General features: G+C 37.1%; 14 protein-coding genes and 3 tRNA genes. 7 read left to right on the top strand and 10 right to left on the bottom strand.

What is annotated here, in order from left to right:
- Positions 1-254: 254 nt before the first annotated feature.
- The 3 genes from NK356_RS14470 to NK356_RS14460 all read right to left on the bottom strand — a co-directional run bounded on the left by NK356_RS14470 (position 255) and on the right by NK356_RS14460 (position 545).
- Positions 255-328 (bottom strand) — tRNA-Arg (locus NK356_RS14470).
- Between the two features lie 42 nt (positions 329-370).
- A tRNA-Pro gene (locus NK356_RS14465) sits at positions 371-445 on the bottom strand.
- 15 nt (positions 446-460) lie between these two features.
- Positions 461-545 (bottom strand) — tRNA-Ser (locus NK356_RS14460).
- Positions 546-680: 135 nt separating this feature from the next.
- Here NK356_RS14460 and NK356_RS14455 point away from each other — a divergent pair.
- The 4 genes from NK356_RS14455 (at position 681) to NK356_RS14440 (ending at position 5,284) form a co-directional block, all read left to right on the top strand.
- Entirely contained in the window at positions 681-1,706 is a 1,026-nt protein-coding gene (locus NK356_RS14455) for an N-acetylmuramoyl-L-alanine amidase (protein WP_253317301.1), read from the top strand.
- Positions 1,707-1,778: 72 nt separating this feature from the next.
- On the top strand, positions 1,779-3,179 hold the full coding sequence (gene aspA, locus NK356_RS14450; protein ID WP_034700201.1) for an aspartate ammonia-lyase: 1,401 nt from the start codon (positions 1,779-1,781) through the stop codon (positions 3,177-3,179).
- A gap of 90 nt (positions 3,180-3,269) precedes the next feature.
- Positions 3,270-4,124 (top strand): glycosyltransferase family 2 protein, encoded by an 855-nt coding sequence (locus NK356_RS14445; protein ID WP_253317300.1) that lies wholly within the window; start codon positions 3,270-3,272, stop codon positions 4,122-4,124.
- A 119-nt stretch (positions 4,125-4,243) separates the two neighbouring features.
- Positions 4,244-5,284, top strand: coding sequence for a hypothetical protein (locus NK356_RS14440; protein WP_253317299.1), 1,041 nt, complete (start codon positions 4,244-4,246; stop codon positions 5,282-5,284).
- A gap of 39 nt (positions 5,285-5,323) precedes the next feature.
- Here NK356_RS14440 and NK356_RS14435 read toward each other — a convergent pair whose 3' ends face one another.
- From NK356_RS14435 to NK356_RS14405, 7 genes are all read right to left on the bottom strand, one after another.
- Complete coding sequence (locus tag NK356_RS14435; protein WP_034700208.1) at positions 5,324-6,823, bottom strand: lipopolysaccharide biosynthesis protein; 1,500 nt, start codon at positions 6,821-6,823, stop codon at positions 5,324-5,326.
- Positions 6,824-6,831: 8 nt separating this feature from the next.
- A complete protein-coding gene (locus NK356_RS14430) occupies positions 6,832-7,626 on the bottom strand; it encodes an FkbM family methyltransferase (RefSeq protein WP_253317298.1) in 795 nt (264 codons plus the stop codon).
- 267 nt (positions 7,627-7,893) lie between these two features.
- A complete protein-coding gene (locus tag NK356_RS14425) occupies positions 7,894-8,559 on the bottom strand; it encodes a DUF2461 domain-containing protein (protein WP_034700214.1) in 666 nt (221 codons plus the stop codon).
- A gap of 327 nt (positions 8,560-8,886) precedes the next feature.
- The gene (locus tag NK356_RS14420; RefSeq protein ID WP_034700218.1) at positions 8,887-10,116 is read right to left on the bottom strand and encodes an ABC transporter permease; all 1,230 of its coding nucleotides are present in this window, start codon (positions 10,114-10,116) and stop codon (positions 8,887-8,889) included.
- Between the two features lie 22 nt (positions 10,117-10,138).
- A complete protein-coding gene (locus NK356_RS14415) occupies positions 10,139-10,888 on the bottom strand; it encodes an ABC transporter ATP-binding protein (RefSeq protein WP_034700221.1) in 750 nt (249 codons plus the stop codon).
- A gap of 52 nt (positions 10,889-10,940) precedes the next feature.
- Complete coding sequence (locus NK356_RS14410; protein ID WP_253317297.1) at positions 10,941-12,209, bottom strand: efflux RND transporter periplasmic adaptor subunit; 1,269 nt, start codon at positions 12,207-12,209, stop codon at positions 10,941-10,943.
- Between the two features lie 3 nt (positions 12,210-12,212).
- Entirely contained in the window at positions 12,213-13,523 is a 1,311-nt protein-coding gene (locus tag NK356_RS14405; RefSeq protein WP_253317296.1) for a TolC family protein, read from the bottom strand.
- Positions 13,524-13,750: 227 nt separating this feature from the next.
- Here NK356_RS14405 and NK356_RS14400 point away from each other — a divergent pair, with 227 nt between their 5' ends.
- The 3 genes from NK356_RS14400 (at position 13,751) to NK356_RS14390 (ending at position 17,406) form a co-directional block, all read left to right on the top strand.
- Positions 13,751-15,460 carry a DEAD/DEAH box helicase gene (locus NK356_RS14400; protein WP_034700225.1) on the top strand — a complete coding sequence of 570 codons (1,710 nt, stop codon included), beginning with the start codon at positions 13,751-13,753 and terminating at the stop codon, positions 15,458-15,460.
- Positions 15,461-15,611: 151 nt separating this feature from the next.
- On the top strand, positions 15,612-16,250 hold the full coding sequence (locus NK356_RS14395; protein WP_027374906.1) for a DUF47 domain-containing protein: 639 nt from the start codon (positions 15,612-15,614) through the stop codon (positions 16,248-16,250).
- Between the two features lie 13 nt (positions 16,251-16,263).
- Positions 16,264-17,406 (top strand): inorganic phosphate transporter, encoded by a 1,143-nt coding sequence (locus tag NK356_RS14390; protein ID WP_034700227.1) that lies wholly within the window; start codon positions 16,264-16,266, stop codon positions 17,404-17,406.
- Positions 17,407-17,514 lie beyond the last annotated feature (108 nt).

The following is a 17,514-nucleotide window of genomic DNA, read 5'->3' as shown; positions in this document are numbered from 1 at the left end:
AGGATTCGAACCTTTGACCGTCCCGATTTCAATCGGGATGCTCTATCCAGTCTGTTTTATCAATGATTTTTAAGTAATGAATAAAAACAAAAAAGACTTACTAAAAATAGTAAGTCTTTATGTGAGTGCGAAAGGATTCGAACCTTTGACCGTCCCGATTTCAATCGGGATGCTCTATCCAGTCTGTTTTATCAATGATTTTTAAGTAAGGAATAAAAACAAAAAAGACTTACTAAAAATAGTAAGTCTTTATGTGAGCGCGAAAGGATTCGAACCTTTGACCGTCTGCTTAGAAGGCAGATGCTCTATCCAGCTGAGCTACGCACCCTTAGAAGTTGATTCTCGCTTAGTAAATAAGCACATTAAAAAGTCGGGGCGGCAGGATTCGAACCTGCGACCTCCTGGTCCCAAACCAGGCGCGATGACCGGACTACGCTACGCCCCGAATATATAAGAAGAGCGGAGGGTAAGGGATTCGAACCCTTGCGACACTTTCGCGTCGACAGTTTAGCAAACTGCTCCGTTAACCACTCCGGCAACCCTCCTTTTTGTTTATTTTTTAATGATCGTTGTTCCGTTATTGCGAGTGCAAATATAGAACAGATTTCTTTATTTACCAAATAAAATTCAAGAAATTTTTGTGTATTTTTGAGGTAATAAATCATTCAAAAACCAAACTGATGCGTAAAACATTATATATCATCGGATTAAGCACTTTCGTTTTTTCATGTACTTCTCAACAAAATGTAAAAAAAAATACTTACAAACCGAAAACCCCAATAACACAGGCGAAACCGACGGTTCAAACAACTCCTCCGGTCGCTCCAAAACCAAAAGTTGTATCTGATCATGGAGTAGACTTTTTTACTACTAATATAGCAGACCCAACAAAAAATGATAATACGGCAAGTTATGGTTCTATTGTATCTGCAAAACCAGCCGGATACAAGGTGGTGAAAACTTATTTCCCTGCGATAGCCCAGAATTTCAGACAACGTTATCTTATATTACATTATACAGCTCTTGCGGACGATAAATCTCTTACTGTTCTTACCCAGCAGGCAGTGAGTGCCCATTATCTGGTAAATAATACAGGAGATAACGAGATCTATCAATTGGTAGATGAAAATAAGCGAGCCTATCATGCAGGAGTAAGCGCTTGGAGAAATGACAAAAATCTCAATGATAATTCTATCGGTATTGAAATTGTAAATACAGGCTATACTACAGATGCTACCGGCAAAAGAACTTTTGCTCCTTTTAGCGATGACCAGGTGAAAAAAGTAGCTGCCTTGGTTAAAGATATTGTGACAAGATATCAGATTCAGCCTACGAATGTATTGGCGCATGCCGATATTGCACCTACAAGAAAGCAGGATCCGGGACCTATGTTCCCATGGAAAAAACTGTATGATGAGTACCAGGTTGGAATGTGGTATGATGAAGCCGCTAAACAGACTTATCTTGAGGCAGCACAGGCTGATATTACGGCAAGATATAATGAGGCCAGTTTTATCTTCCTTATTCAGACTTCATTGCAGAAATTTGGATATGCACTTGATCTTAGCGGAAAATGGGATGATGCTACCAAAAAAACAATTGAAGCTTTCCAGTATCATTTCCGTCCACAGAATTATGACGGAATTATGGATGGCGAAACATGGGCAATACTCCAGGCTTTAAATCAAAAATATCCAACAAAATAATTCAAATTAAAACGCATCGGTTAGATGCGTTTTTGCTATCTTTAAACGATCAAAAACAGTAAAATATCTGTAATGGAAAATTTCAGAAAAGAAAGTGATCTATTAGGCGAACTGAATGTGCCTTTAGATGCTTATTATGGGGTTCAGACACAAAGAGCTATCAACAATTTTAAAATCTCAGGGCAGCTTTTGTCTTCATATCCGGATTTCATAAAAGGATTGGCGTTTGTAAAAAAAGCAGCAGCTAAAACCAATTATGAACTAGGACTTCTAGACGAAAACCTGTATTTTAAAATAGCAGAAGCGTGTGATGAAATTGTAGAAGGGAAATATCATGAGCAGTTTCCGGTAGATATGATTCAGGGAGGAGCAGGAACTTCTATCAACATGAATGCGAATGAAGTGATCGCCAATATCGTGTTGGAAAAGCTAGGGAAAAATAAAGGAGAATATGAATTCTGTTCACCTAATGACCATATCAACCTTTCTCAGTCTACCAACGATGCTTATCCTACTGCAATCAAAATGGGATTGTTGCAAATGAACATTGGACTGGTAGAAAAATTGGAAAGAATTATCACGGCTTTCCGTGCAAAAGGACAGGAATTCCATGATGTTATTAAAATGGGACGTACACAACTTCAGGATGCCGTTCCAATGACTTTGGGACAGGAATTTGAAGCTTATGCAGCCACTTTAGAAGAGGATATCTCCAAACTGAATAACAATGCCAACCTATTTGTAGAAGTAAACATGGGAGCAACCGCTATCGGAACAGGATTAAATGCTCCGGTAGGATATGCTACTCTTTGTGCTAAAAACTTAGCTCAGATTACAGGATTCCCGATTGTTTCAGCACCGGATCTAGTAGAAGCTACTCCTGACACAGGATCTTATGTGATTTATTCTTCAGCTACAAAGCGTCTTGCGGTGAAGCTGTCCAAAATCTGTAACGATTTAAGATTACTTTCATCAGGTCCAAGAGCTGGTCTTTTTGAAATCAACCTGCCGCCAATGCAGCCAGGATCTTCTATCATGCCAGGGAAAGTAAATCCTGTAATTCCGGAAGTGGTAAACCAGGTTTGTTTCAAAGTATTCGGAAATGATCTTACTGTAACTTTTGCCGCAGAAGCAGGTCAATTACAGCTGAATGTAATGGAACCGGTACTTTCACATGCCATCATGGAAAATATCAACTTCCTTTGCAATGCGTTAGATACGCTTCGTGACAAATGTGTGGTTGGAATTACTGCCAATAAAGAAATTTGCCTGAATATGGTAAAACACAGCATTGGTATTGTAACAGCATTGAACCCTTATATCGGGTACAAACAGTCTACACAGATTGCAAAAGAAGCATTGGAAACAGGAAAGAGCGTTTACAACCTTGTTTTGGAAAAAGGAATTCTTTCTCAGGAAAAGCTGGATGAAATTCTTGATCCGAAAAACATGCTGAAACCGCATAACAAATAAATTCTATCAACGATGAAAGATCAATGATAATTGATTTCCGAAATGGCTTCTTATCATTGATCCTTCATCATTAATCAACTTATCATTTCCGTGAGGTTTTTAATCATAATTCCTGCCCATAACGAAGAAGACAACCTCCCATTTACTCTTACTTCTCTGCAACAGCAAAGTAGCAAAGATTTTAAAGTAGTGGTAGTGAATGACGGTTCTACAGACAGAACAGCTGAGGTCATCAGAAACTATACAGAAACTGATTCCCGTTTTGAAACAGTCAACCTACAGAAATCTGAACATCAGCCAGGTTCTAAAGTCGTTCACGCTTTTAAAAACGGACTTCAGACTCAATCTATAGATGAATTTGATATCATCTGTAAATTTGATGCAGATATCATTCTTCCGGAAAATTATCTGGCGGAAGTAGCAACAGCTTTTATCAATAATCCTGAATACGGGCTTGTTGGAGGGCTTCTGTACATAGAAAAAGAAGGAAACTGGGTGTATGAAGGAAATTCCAATAAACATCATGTAAGAGGTCCTATGAAGGCTTACCGTAAAGAATGCTTTGTGCAGATCGGTGGTTTAAGGGAAACATTGGGTTGGGATAATATTGATTCCATATTGCTGGATCATCTGGGATGGAAAGAAGTTGTACTTCCGGAGCTCCATGTAAAGCTGATTAAAGTAAAAGGAGCCGATTACACCATACGTCCTGCGGATTATTACGGAAGATATTTTTATTTCTTGGGACTGAACAGGTTTCTGGCTTATATTGCCTCTTCAAAAGAAGCTATGAAAAGCAAATCTGCTTCATTTTTCTTCGATATTATCAACTCTTATGAAAGCTGCAGATCAAAGAAACTTGAACTTAAAATTACCAGAGAAGAACAGAAAGCCGTCAATGATCAACGTTGGAGAATGTTGAAGAAGAAATGGCTGAAAATGTAGAGGGTGATTTTCTAAATGTTGTAAATGTTCATCAATAGGAACGGGTTTAAACCCGTTTAATAAAAAAAATAAAATCGATTGGCTTTAGCCAAATCTTATGATATAACTCCCGTTAACCCGTGAAAAAAATAGCTTACATAGAAATAGATACTCACGCAGAAATTGCCCAGGCTTTCATGGATATTATGGAAGGTTCTGAGGATTTTGCAGTAGACTATTATTTTTCAAAAAGAATCAAAGATCAGGTAAGTCACCGCCATGAAGCTGTGTTTTTATCAGATAGTTCTATGATTCTGGATCAGTTAAAGGGAAAAGGATATGATCTTGTGGTCATAGGTACTGTACACCGTTATTTCAATACATTTTTAGCGATCACAAAAAAGTACAATACAGCAGTTATTTCCCATAATCTTAATTTCATAAAAGCTTCCAAGCTGGATCTGATGAAAAGTGTTTTCAAAGGCGACATTATCTTCAGGCTAAAATTGTGGCTGAAAGAAGGCTTGTTCTACAAAACCAAAGTGTATCAGACTTCAAGAACTCTTTTCGTGTTGGATGAAGCTTTGATTTCAGGGAGATATCAGTATTTGCCACTGTTTTATACAAGAGATTTTGACAAAGCGAAAAATGAAAAGTTTGTAGTGGTGATTCCAGGTGGTGTTTCACAGAAAAGAAGAGATTATCATTATATTTTTGAAACTATTCAGAATCTGAATGCAGATAAGTCTTACCAATTTATATTCCTTGGAAAAGCAAACGGACATGAATTGAAACAACTGCAACATTTGTCTGAAAAACTGCCTGAAAACATTGAAATCACCTATTTTTCCGAAAGAGTTTCTTCTGAAGAATTTGAAAAGTGGATGCAGAAAGCAGATGTTTTATGGTGTCCGATTCAGCAGGATACAGAATTTTTCAGCATGAAAGAAACGTATGGATTTACTAAAATGACGGGAAACCTTGGCGATGCCATAGCTTATGGAAAACTGGCTGTTTTTCCTGGAAATTATCCTTCAAAACTAAATTTTATTATTCCTGAAAAAGAAAATGTTCTTGAACAGTTAAAAACCGTTTCTGAAAACCCATTTGATTTTTATACAGCATACAGCAGGAAAGAAGTTCAGAAAAAGCTGGAGCAATTTCTAACTGGCTTGATATAAAAAACTTTGGATTATTGTCTTTTTCTGTCTTAAAAGCACTTATTTTATCTTAAATACACTCTTAATAAATCTCATATTCAGATAATCTTCAACCGGGAAAATCCTGGTGAAGTAATTTCCGACATAGATCAGTATCAAGACCACTGCAGGTTTATAAACAAGATTAAGCAGATTGCTGTTGAAATTGGGAAGAACAATGGCTACTGTAATGGCTAAAGTACAGATAATGGAAACAAAAATCATTTCAATACTCAAAGGGGAAACCTTAAATACGATATAATTGAAAATGATTTTCACCACATTGTAAATGGTCAGTGAAATTGCAGTAGATAAAGCAATTCCGATCAGTTTCAGGTCTGTATTTTTAATGAAATAATAGTTCAGTCCGATAGTCAGTCCGGCCAGCAGAAGCATTACCAGAATATTGAATCTGTAATATTTTGAAAGCGAAATAATATTCCCGTTGAATCCGGTAGCAAGGTCTATTAATACAGCAGAACCCCAGATCCAGACTACGGGTTCATATTCTCTGAGCATGGTTCCGTTCTTTGGCATAAATTGCGTCAGATAAGGAAATCCTACCATAATACATGAGAATAAAACAGCTCCAAGGAAGTAGAGTGTTAAAGATGTTTTTTTATGAAACCTGTCCAGTTCCACCATATCTCCGTCTGCCAGAGTTTTGTTGATGATAGGTGCTGAAATATTAAATAATCCAAGCTGTGGAATAGAAATCAATGAGATCAGAGCATACAGAACAGAGTAAATTCCAACCTCTTCCATTCCCATAAATTCTCCGATCATAAAGCTGTTGATCGCCAGATAATTCCCAAAAGTTCCCAGGAATCCAAAGAAACTGTAATTGAAAAATTCTTTCCAGAAATTATTCTTTTTAAAATAATCGGTATTGAAATCCAGCTGAATTTTTTCCAGTTTGTTGGTGTAATAAATATACCCCAAAAGCATTAAAAAGAATATTCCAAAAAAGAAAACATATGCAATGGTCTGCGAAGTAGAAGCTGTAATATTCTGTGATAAAGCAAAGAAAAAGAGACAGAAAGCTCCCAGATTCGCTATTTTCGGAAACAGATTGTCGAAAATATTGGAAACCACAATTCTTTTATAATTGGATGTGTATTTATTGAAAATCGCACAGAATGAAAGGATTAAAATCAATGGCAGAATCATTTCCTTGATCTTCCATGCTTCTGAATGCCTGAATTTCGGATAAAAATAAGGAAGGATAAAAAATACAGCCGTGAAAATAATAAAGTTGATAAAAACCGTCAGGAGTGACAGTGACAGCATATTCTGTTTTTTACCGTCTTTTTCTACTTTGTGAAAAAATTTCACATTCGAATAAGAAATACCCAAAACAACAAAAGGAACCAGCATTTCAGCCGTGGGAAGAATGTAGCGTAGCTTTCCGTAAAATTCAAAATCATTCGGAAATATAAATATTGCGGAAACGGTGCCCAGCAAAAAACCAATATAACCGATAATGGAATATTTGAAGCCTTGTCTCGCTACTACACTCATAAGTCGTTTTAAATGTTTTTAGGTATAAAAATAATATTGTTGATGTACTGAGTTTTATTTTTTTCGTCGTTTGTATTTTGTGTTATGATATCTTCTGTAAGATCTTCCAGCGTAAAGCTGTTTCTGTTCAGATATCTGGCATCGTATCCCCAGCTCATCACTTCGGATATTCCATTCCATATAGGAGTTTCATGGTGTCTTTGCTCCATTTCAACCATTAAGGTCGGTTTGAATTGTCTGATGGTTTCTCTTGCTCCGGAAAGAGTTTTTATTTCGTTTCCTTCAACATCTATTTTGATAAAATCAAGTCTGTTGAAATGTTCCAGTGCTGCCCATTCGTCAAGTTTAATAACTTTTACCTGTTCCGTGTAGCTTTTCTCTTCTCCTTTTTCTTTGTAAGAAGTGTTTAAAGTACCACGGGAAGCAATCGTTTTTCCATTAATAATGGGTACTTTGAACTCTGCTATTCTGTTTTCATCCGAAAGAGCCAGAGGGAGAATGTGCATGTCAGAAAACAGTCTTTTCAGTCTTCTGTAAAGCTTTTTATTAGGTTCAAAACCATAAATATGCTCATGCTTCAAGGTGTTTTCCAGCTGATAAAGGAAAGTTCCCACATTGGCACCAATATCAAGTATTACAGCATTTTTAGGAAGGTATTCTTTGATCCATACCAATTCCGGTTCTACATTACGTTCCGAAAAGTTATTTTTATTAAGATTATTTAAAGCTTTAAAATATCTTTTTTTGTAGAAATTCGGGCTTATGTATTGTAGTTTCTCTGCAATTTTTTGGTATAAAGACATCTTTGGCTTTTTGGCGAACAGCAAAGATACGTAAAAATGTAAAACTTTTCTTAAAAAATGTTAATTATAATGGGTTGGTTTTCAGGATGGATTCCTGGAATTTGTTTTTGTAACCTGTTGAATTTTACTATATTTTTGATTTGTCACAGAGACACCTGTATACCCTGAACATTTCTTTAAAACATTCTGTAGAAATAGAAATTCAACCAAAATACACTCAATGATCTGCAAAAAACCGAGTGATCTGTAGTTGAAAAATAAAACTGTCTAAAGAAAAGGGGTATTCAGGAAATCATTGAAAGGTTTCATCAGTTTGAAAACTTTGGTCATGCTTTTCACTGCATTTTTATCCAGGACTTCCTCATCTTTCAGAGAATAGACCACAATAAAATTTTTAAGTTTGAGATATTCTCCCATAGGATCTTCTTTTTCAAACCCCTGAGGTATTTTCTTCAGTTTGTCTTCCTGATCAAGCTCCGGAAAATGTTTTTTGAAATCTTTATTATTGAGAATTTTTAGAAAATCGTCTCCATACAAAGAAATCTCCTTGCGAACATCTTTCAGGACAGAAGATTCAGGCATGTAGATTCCTCCGGCTAAAAAGGACTTTCCTGGTTCCATGTGAAGATAATAACCTCCTTTCTGATTTCCTTTTCCCATGCCCAGAGAAGCTCCGAAATTGGTTTTATAAGGAGATTTGTCCTTGGAAAAACGGGTGTCTCTGTAAATTCTGAATAAGGCTTTTTTACTGTCTATTTTAGCAAGTTCTTCATCAAAACCAGACATCTCTCTGATGAGTTCATCTAAGAATGAAACCACGTTTTGCTGAGACTCTGTGTACAGGTTTTTGTTTTCATTAAACCAATCGCGGTTATTGTTTTTATTTAATTTGTTTAAAAAATCAAATGTTTTGGAGGAAATACTTGCAGACATATTGTGTTAAGTGTTTTTTTTATTGTTGAACTTGTTTAAACTTTTATTTTTGAAACATTAAGATTATCTTAAGGTGTTAAGAGTATTAAGATAAGCTTCGCTTTAAGCTTAAAAATCAGAATGATTCATCTTAACTATACTTTATTTCCTAAATCCATTCTTAATGGTTTTAATATATTCAATATTTTTATAAGTCTAAATAACTCCGTTATTAAGTGATATTCAAAACGGTTTCTAAACCCGGAATCTTCGTACCCCGAATCCCGGATCAAAATCTCAAAGCCCCGAATCTCGTACCCCGAATCTCATCAATCAAATGTACAAAAACTATTCATATCTCAATGCCTCGATTGGATCTAGTTTTGAAGCTTTCAATGCTGGGTAATATCCGAAAAATACTCCTGTTACAGCACATACAATGAACGAAACAATAATGGAAGATTCTGTAATAAAAGTTGGCCATGAAAGGAAAAAAGTAACCAGTTCCGAAGAAAGGATGCCTAAAAGTACCCCAAGAATTCCACCGGTAATGCTGATCAGTACTGCTTCAATAAGAAACTGATACAAAATATCTTTTCCTCTTGCTCCGATAGACATTCTCAATCCAATTTCTTTAGTTCGTTCTGTTACAGAAACGTACATAATATTCATGATTCCGATGCCTCCTACAATAAGGGAAATTCCGGCAATAGCAGATAAAAGTACAGTCAGAAGCTGACTGGTAGAACTCATGGTTGAGATAAGCTCTGCCTGAGTTCTCACGCTGAAATCATCATTATTTCCGTCTGCAGGTAGTTTATGCTGTTTTCTCAGAATCTCTGAAACCTGATCGGTGGCCTGTTGTGATGTGTTTTCATTCGAAGAAGCGGCATAAATGGTCTGAACATAGGTTATTCCTAAAAATCTTCTCTGAACGGTATTGAACGGGGCGATTATTACATCATCCTGATCCTGCCCGAAGGCATTAGACCCTTTTGGAGCCAGAATTCCAATCACTTTCATAGGAACTTTATTGAATCTGATGATGCTTCCTACGGCATCTTCACCGTTGGGAAATAAATTATTGTAAACCGTCTGTCCGAGAAGACAAACTTTATTAGATGAAGTGACATCTTTTTTGGTGAAAAGATTGCCTTCTGCAATACTCCAGTCTCTGATGCTGAAATATTCCTCATTCACGCCCTGCAGCTGCGTAGGCCAGTTATTCGCTCCGTTGATGGATTGTCCGTTGGTTTGTACTGCAGGGGAGACGTAAGAAACATCAGGAGCTCCTTTTGAAATGGCGTCTGCATCCTGTGGTCTCAAAGTCTGTAATCCGGAAGCTCCAATTCTGGCACCTCCTGAAACATTCACATTGCTGGACGGACGGATGGTAATCATATTAGAGCCCATCGAAGAAAGCTGGTCGCTGATGCTTTTTTTTGAACCTTCTCCAATGGCGGTCATTGCGATCACTGAAGCCACACCAATAATAATACCTAGCATCGTTAAAAACGCACGAAGCTTATTTCTTAAAAGGGCTTTCCAGGCAATTCTGAAGAGGTTTGAGAGGTTCATTGTAATAAATTTTTAGTTTACTTTATCTGTAATCATCATTTACCGGAAGATTTTCCAATGCTTCTTTGGCTGATTTTATATTGTCATTTTGGATGTCTTTAATCACTTTCCCATCCCGAAGGGTAACCGTTCTGCTGCTGAAAGTGGCAATATCAGGTTCGTGGGTTACAAAAACAATGGTTCGTCCCTGATGGTGAAGATCCTGCATAAGCGCCATAATTTCATAGGAGGTTCTGGTGTCCAGATTTCCTGTGGCTTCATCTGCAAGAATCATCACAGGTTCATTTACCAAAGCTCTGGCTATAGCTACTCTTTGTTGTTGCCCTCCCGACATCTGATTGGGAAGATGGTCAATCCTGCTCTCTAATTTTACTGCTGTCAAAGCATCTATGGCTCTTTTGTGGCGTTCTTCTGTAGATATTTTTGAATTATAAAGAAGAGGAAGTTCCACATTCTCTTTTGCCGTAGTTCTGGGAAGGAGATTGTAAGACTGAAATACAAACCCTATTTTCTGATTTCTGAGAACAGCCAGCTCATCACGATCAAGATTTTTAATATTGACACCATCCAGAATATAGTCTCCTCCTGATGGCTTGTCCAGGCAGCCAATAATATTCAGTAAGGTAGATTTTCCTGAACCACTGCTTCCCATAATGGTAACAAATTCACCTCTTTCTACTGTGAATGTTACGCCTTTCAGTGCATGAACAACTTCTTCGCCCATCCTGAATTCTCTTTTCAGATCCATGATCTCAAGAATTTTTTCTGCCATGACTTTTTGTTTTAGGTTTGCTGGTTGATTGGTTAGGAGTATAAAATTCTTATTATCTTGGTCCGCCACCGCCGCCACTGCTGTTTCTGTTGTTTCCACTACCTCTTCTTTGAGGCATGAAAGGACTTTTAGCTTGTCCACCGGAAGATTTTTTTGACAGAACTTTATAGCCGGTGATGATATTGTCGTTTTTATTTAATCCTGAAATAACCTGTATTTCGGTGTCATTATCCATTCCTGTTTTTATCTTTTTACGGGAAATGGTACTGTCTTTTGTGATCACCCATACTGCAGCTTCATTTTTGTTTTCAGTTCCTTTGTTTGGATTTTTCCATTGGCCTTTTTCATGTTTTTTACCATTGGCAAACGGAGCGTTTACTTTGTATTTTTTAATCACCAGACTGTCAGGTCTGAAACTGGTAGCCGCCACAGGAATTTTCATAATGTTGTCTAAAACCTGAGTGTAAATTGTGATATTGGCTGTCATTCCCGGCTTCAGTTTTAAGCTTGAATTATCTGCATTGATGATGGTGGTATAATTCACAACATTTGATGAAACGGTAGGATGAAGACGAACTTCCGATACTTCACCATCAAAAGTCTCATCCGGAAATGCATCTACTGTAAATGTGGCTTTCTGACCTACTTTTACATTTCCGATATCTGCTTCATCTACCGATGCCCGAACTCTCATCTTGGTAAGATCTTTGGCAATACTGAAAAGGGTAGGAGTACTGAAGCTTGAGGCCACTGTCTGTCCTTCGCTTACATTTCTGTTGAGTACCGTTCCGTCAATGGGAGAATAAATATTAGTTAACGACAGATTTTTATTAGCAGTGGAAAGCTGAGCATTCACTGAACCTACCTGTGCTTTTGCTGCATTGTACTGATTGGTGGCAACATCATAATCCGCTTTGCTGATAGCGCCCACTTTGTACAGTTGAGACTGTCTGTTGATATTGATTTCATTGTAAGCAAGATTGCTTTTTGCATTTTGAAGGTTGGCTTTGATTTGCTCCGACTGAAACTGAAGCAGATCCGGATCTAAAGTGGCCAGTAATTGACCTTTTTTTACGGTTGAATTAAAATCAACATAAATATTTTTAATGATTCCCGATACCTGAGTACCTACTGCAACCGTATCTACAGGCTGAATAGTTCCTGTAGCCGTAATGGAATTTGAAATTTCTCCCATTTCAGGCTTCACTGTTTCCAGCTGAATTTTTATTTCTTTTTCCCGAATGAAGAAAAACCAGACTGCACCTATCACAATGATGCCGCCCACAATCCAGTACAACCATTTTTTATTCTTTGTTTTCATAGCTTACTTTAGATTTATAGGGTTACCTGCGTAAAATTCGTAGATCTGTTTATTGAGAATTGCCGTATATTTTGCCTGAAGATAATTCTGAACAGACTGTATATAAAGCAATCGTTGTTGCTGAAGCTGTACATAATCAATGCTTCCGATTTTCATCTGGGCATTCACAATATCATAGCTCTGCTTGCTAATGTCCATTTGTTGGGAGGCAGAATCATATTGTGACAAAGCATTCTGAAAATTGATGTAAGATTGTTCTACCTGCTGATTCAGAATTGTTTTGGTGTTCTGTAAGTCAAGATTGGCCTGTTCAATGGCGATTTTTGATTTTTCAATCTGTGTTTTGTAAATTCTGTTGTTGTAAATCGGAATGCCAAGACTTAATCCGATGGGCATATAAAAATTGTTTCCCAGTTGGTTAAAATAATTTCCGTTTCCGTTGGAATAATTGGTGGAAATGTTTCCAACTAAACTCAAAGTAGGCTGAATAGAGGCCTTCGCTATTTTCAGATTCGTGTTGGAATTTTCTACATTCAATTCACCGTATTTTACTTCCGGACGTTGATTTTGTGCCAGATTTTGAACATCTTGTAAGGGGTTCAACTGGTCATCAACGATAATACTGTCAGGTTTTACAATCTGAAAATCATAACCGGAAGGCAGCTGCAGAATTTGTTTTAAGTTAACAGTATTGGTCCGTAGATTATTCTGAGCGGCAACCAGGTTGTATTGATCCTGGGCAACCTGAGACTGGATCTGAAGATAATTTAATTTGGAAAGACTTCCGGCTTTATACAGCTGGTCGCCTTGTTTTAACTGAGTTTGTGTAGTCTTCAGAACATTTTCAAGAGAAACGATGTTTTCCTGGTTCATCAGAATATTGAGATAGGCCTGGGTGATATTGAGTGTTATATTATTTTCGGATTCCTGTACAGACAAATCTGCCATTTGCACCAGAAGATTCTTAGATGCTTCATTGTTTTTAATATAGTTGGCATGATAAAGGGTTATGGAAGAATTGGCTCCGATGCTTTGGGATTGTGCTCCGGTCATGTGAAGTCCGTCACTTCCGTTAAGAGCAAAAAGTCCTTGTGAAACGGTTCCGCTTACGTTGGGATATTTGGCGTCTTTTGCCTGAAGAAGATCCTGTTGGGCAGAATTTTTTGAAAGCCTGAGGGAATTGATGGAAATATTATTTTCTTTGGCGTATTCAATACAATTTTCCAGAGTCCAGGCGGACGGATAATTGGGTGTTTGGGCAAATATTTCAACGACTATGCACGAGAATATCAAAAAGAAAAATTTGCTTTTCATGGCTTTATTTTTGAAAATTCATAAATTTCACAGAAAAAATCAATCCAATTTAATAAAAAAAAACAATGTTTAACAACTTTTTAACCTAAGGCTTGTTTTTTTAGATTTAATTTTCCAAAAATTAAAAATATATTAAAGGATTGTGAATTTAAGTTTGGATATTTAAAAATTTATTCAAAAACAAATCAAATATTTATTGTATCTTTGCAAAAATTTTAAAATAGTTAATGAATTTATTTACGGAAACCAATTTAAGTCCTGATATCCTTAAGGCAATTGGCGAACTGGGTTACGAAAGCCCAACAGAAATCCAAAAACAGACTATCCCTTTTATTCTTTCAGATATTCGCGACTTGATCGCACTTGCGCAGACAGGGACAGGCAAAACAGCAGCGTTTTCGCTTCCGATTTTGGATATGATTGACGATACGAGTCGCAAAATCCAATTATTGGTGCTTTGTCCGACACGGGAATTATGTCTTCAGATTTCGAAGGACATAAAGAATTACTCTAAGTATATGAAAGACATCAAGACAACTGCGGTTTATGGTGGAAGTAGTATTGTAGAGCAGATGAGATCTTTGAAGGACAAACCACAAATTATCGTGGGAACTCCGGGAAGAGTAATTGATCTTATCAACAGAAAAGCATTAGACTTTTCTGCGATTCATTGGTTAGTATTAGACGAAGCTGATGAAATGCTTTCTATGGGATTCAAGGATGAATTGGAAACCATTCTAAGCGAAACTCCGGAAACGAAACAAACTTTCTTATTCTCTGCAACGATGAATAAAGAAGTGGAAAGAATTTCTAAAAATTATCTTACAAAGCCACATCGTATTTCAGTAGGTTCTATCAACGAAGTGAAGAAGAACATTACTCACGAATACTATGTTGTAGGATACCGTCAGAAAAAAGAAGCATTGAAGAGACTTATCGATGCAAACCCTAACCAGTACTCCATCATCTTCTGTAGAACGAGAATGGAAACTCAGGAGGTTGCTGATTTCTTAATGCAGAACGGATATGCAGCTGATGCTCTTCATGGTGATCTTTCTCAGGCACAGAGAGATACGGTAATGAAGAAATTCAGATTGAAAAACATTGATATTCTTGTAGCGACAGACGTGGCAGCAAGAGGATTGGATGTAAACTCTTTAACTCACGTTATTCACTTCTCTTTACCAGATGATCCTGAAGTATTCGTTCACAGAAGCGGAAGAACAGGTAGAGCCGGAAAAGATGGTATTTCTATGGCTTTAATCAAGCCTGAAGAAAGCAGAAAGCTGAAACAGATCAAATCTGCAACAAAAATTGAGATCAACGAAAGATTTATCCCTACAGGTGAAGATATTATCAAAGCTCAGGTAGGAGGTGTATTCGAAAAACTATTGACGGAGCACGAAGATCTTTTCGAATTTGATGATAGCTTAATCCCGGATCTGAGCAACTTTACAAAAGAAGAACTGGTACATCAGCTTCTACAGTTCCAGTTGAAGGATCTTGCTTTATACTACAAAGACAAGCACGACCTTGTTGAGCAGAAATTAAGCAACAGAGATGACGACTACTCAAGAAGAGACCGTGGACGTGACAGAGACAGAGATAGAGGTCGCGACAGAGATAGAGGAGAGCGTGGAGAGCGTGGAAGAGACAGAGATCGTGGCGGAAAGCCAAGAAGAAGAGATGAAAACATGGTAAGATTCTTCTTCAACCTTGGTAAAAAAGACCACTTGAAGAAACTTGATGTTTTAGATATTATCAACAAAGCTACTGCTGGCGGAAAAAGCAAGAAAAGAGCTGAAATCGGTGATATCGAGATCCTTGAGAAATTCTCTTTCTTCGAAGTTGAAAAATCGTTCAAAGACAATGTTTTGAGCAATATTCAATCGATGAAGTTCAAAGGAAAAGATATGAGAGCTGAAGTAGCAAACTAATCTCTTCTTATACCATACAAAACCGGCATTAATGCCGGTTTTTTTATTTGATAATCAGTAGTTAAGCGAATGTTAACAAAACTTAATGTTATATAGTTTCACGTACAATCCTTTTTTAAGAAATTTGCACACGAATTATAAATACTAAAAAATGGGAATTGGTAATATTTTCCACGCTTTTCAACCAAAAGATAAAATCTTCTTTGTACTTTTCGAAAAAGTAACTGAAAATCTAGTTGCAATGTCAGAAGAATTCAACACAGGAATCAAGGATTTCGATCTTAATGACGATTCAATGTTGAAGAAAATGAGCGACTTTGAACACAAGAATGATGAACTTACTCACGAAATCTTCGTAGAACTAGGAAAGAACTTCATTACACCTTTTGACCGTGAAGACATTCACACACTGGCAACAGGGCTTGATGATATCGCTGATTATATCTACGCATCCACAAAATATATTTTCCTTTACAAATCACCTGAGATGAAGGCTTATTCAGACTTCTCTTTATTGATCCACAAAGCATGTCTTGAAATTCAGAATGCAATGAAAAACCTTAAAGGGTTCAAAAATATGGAACAGGTGAAAGAGGCTTGTATTAAGGTGAACTCTATTGAGAATATTGCTGACGATTTGCTTTCCAACTCAATGGTAGAATTATTTGAAACCAATGATGCCATCAACATTATTAAAGTTTCATCCGTATTAAACTACCTTGAAATTGTAACCGACAAAGCAGAAGATGTTGCCAATACGATTGAGAACATCATGATTAAATACGCCTAATACATAGCAAAAAATGGAATTTCCGATTTTACTTGTAGTTATTATTGCGCTGGCCCTGATCTTCGATTATATCAATGGTTTCCATGATGCAGCCAACTCAATTGCAACTATAGTTTCTACAAAAGTTTTAACTCCATTCCAGGCTGTACTTTGGGCGGCGCTTTGGAACTTTGCAGCTTTCTTTATTGCTGCTTACATTATTGGAGAATTCAAAATTGGTAATACAATTGCCAAAACAGTTAATGAGAATTTTATCACTCTTGAGGTTATATTTTCCGGCCTTATCGCCGCAATTGCATGGAACCTTTTGACATGGTGGTTCGGGATCCCTTCATCATCTTCACATACGCTGATCGGAGGTTTCTTAGGAGCAGCTCTTATGCACGCTTTCATGATGGATTATCATGATGTGGCTGCAGCACAACCCGGACTTGGGATGTGGGATACCATTAAAGAAGCTTTCAGCCAGGTAACCCAACAGGGTGTAGTAAAGTTTGATAAAGTAATTCCTATCTTCCTGTTCATTTTCATGGCACCGATCATAGGGATGATTATCTCGATCATCATTACCCTGATTATCGTACACCTTTATAAAAGATCAAACCCACACAAAGCAGATCAGTCTTTTAAAAGATTACAGTTGGCTTCTTCAGCCTTATTCAGTTTAGGGCACGGTTTGAATGATGCACAGAAAGTAATGGGGATCATTGGTGCAGCAGTAATCTATTATCACGTTAATATGCTTCAGGATGCGCAATATTTGAATATTCCTTCTGCAGAACGTTTTGATTATTTTGCACAGCATTATATCTGGGTTCCTTTGGTTTCTTTCCTTGCTATTGGTTTAGGTACCATGAGCGGTGGTTGGAAGATCATCAAAACAATGGGAACTAAGATTACTAAGGTAACTTCATTAGAAGGAGTAAGTGCAGAAACTGCAGGTGCTATTACCTTATTCATCACAGATCACTTTGGTATTCCTGTATCTACTACACACACGATTACAGGTTCTATCATCGGGGTAGGATTAACGAAAAGAATTTCAGCGGTAAGATGGGGAATCACTGTAAGCTTACTTTGGGCTTGGGTTTTAACCATTCCAATCTCTGCAATAGTAGCTGCAATTACTTATCTTGCGGTAACCTTCCTTTTCTAAAAAACAAATCATACAATTATATAAACTTTGTCCGTTTGGGCAAAGTTTTTTGTTTTATAAAGTAGTAGAGGTTTCCCCAGAACTTCACCTACAGTTTTTATTTTTCCT

The organism is Chryseobacterium sp. S0630 (genome assembly GCF_024158915.1).
Lineage (GTDB): Bacteria > Bacteroidota > Bacteroidia > Flavobacteriales > Weeksellaceae > Chryseobacterium.
This window is presented reverse-complemented; position numbering and strand designations above follow the sequence as displayed.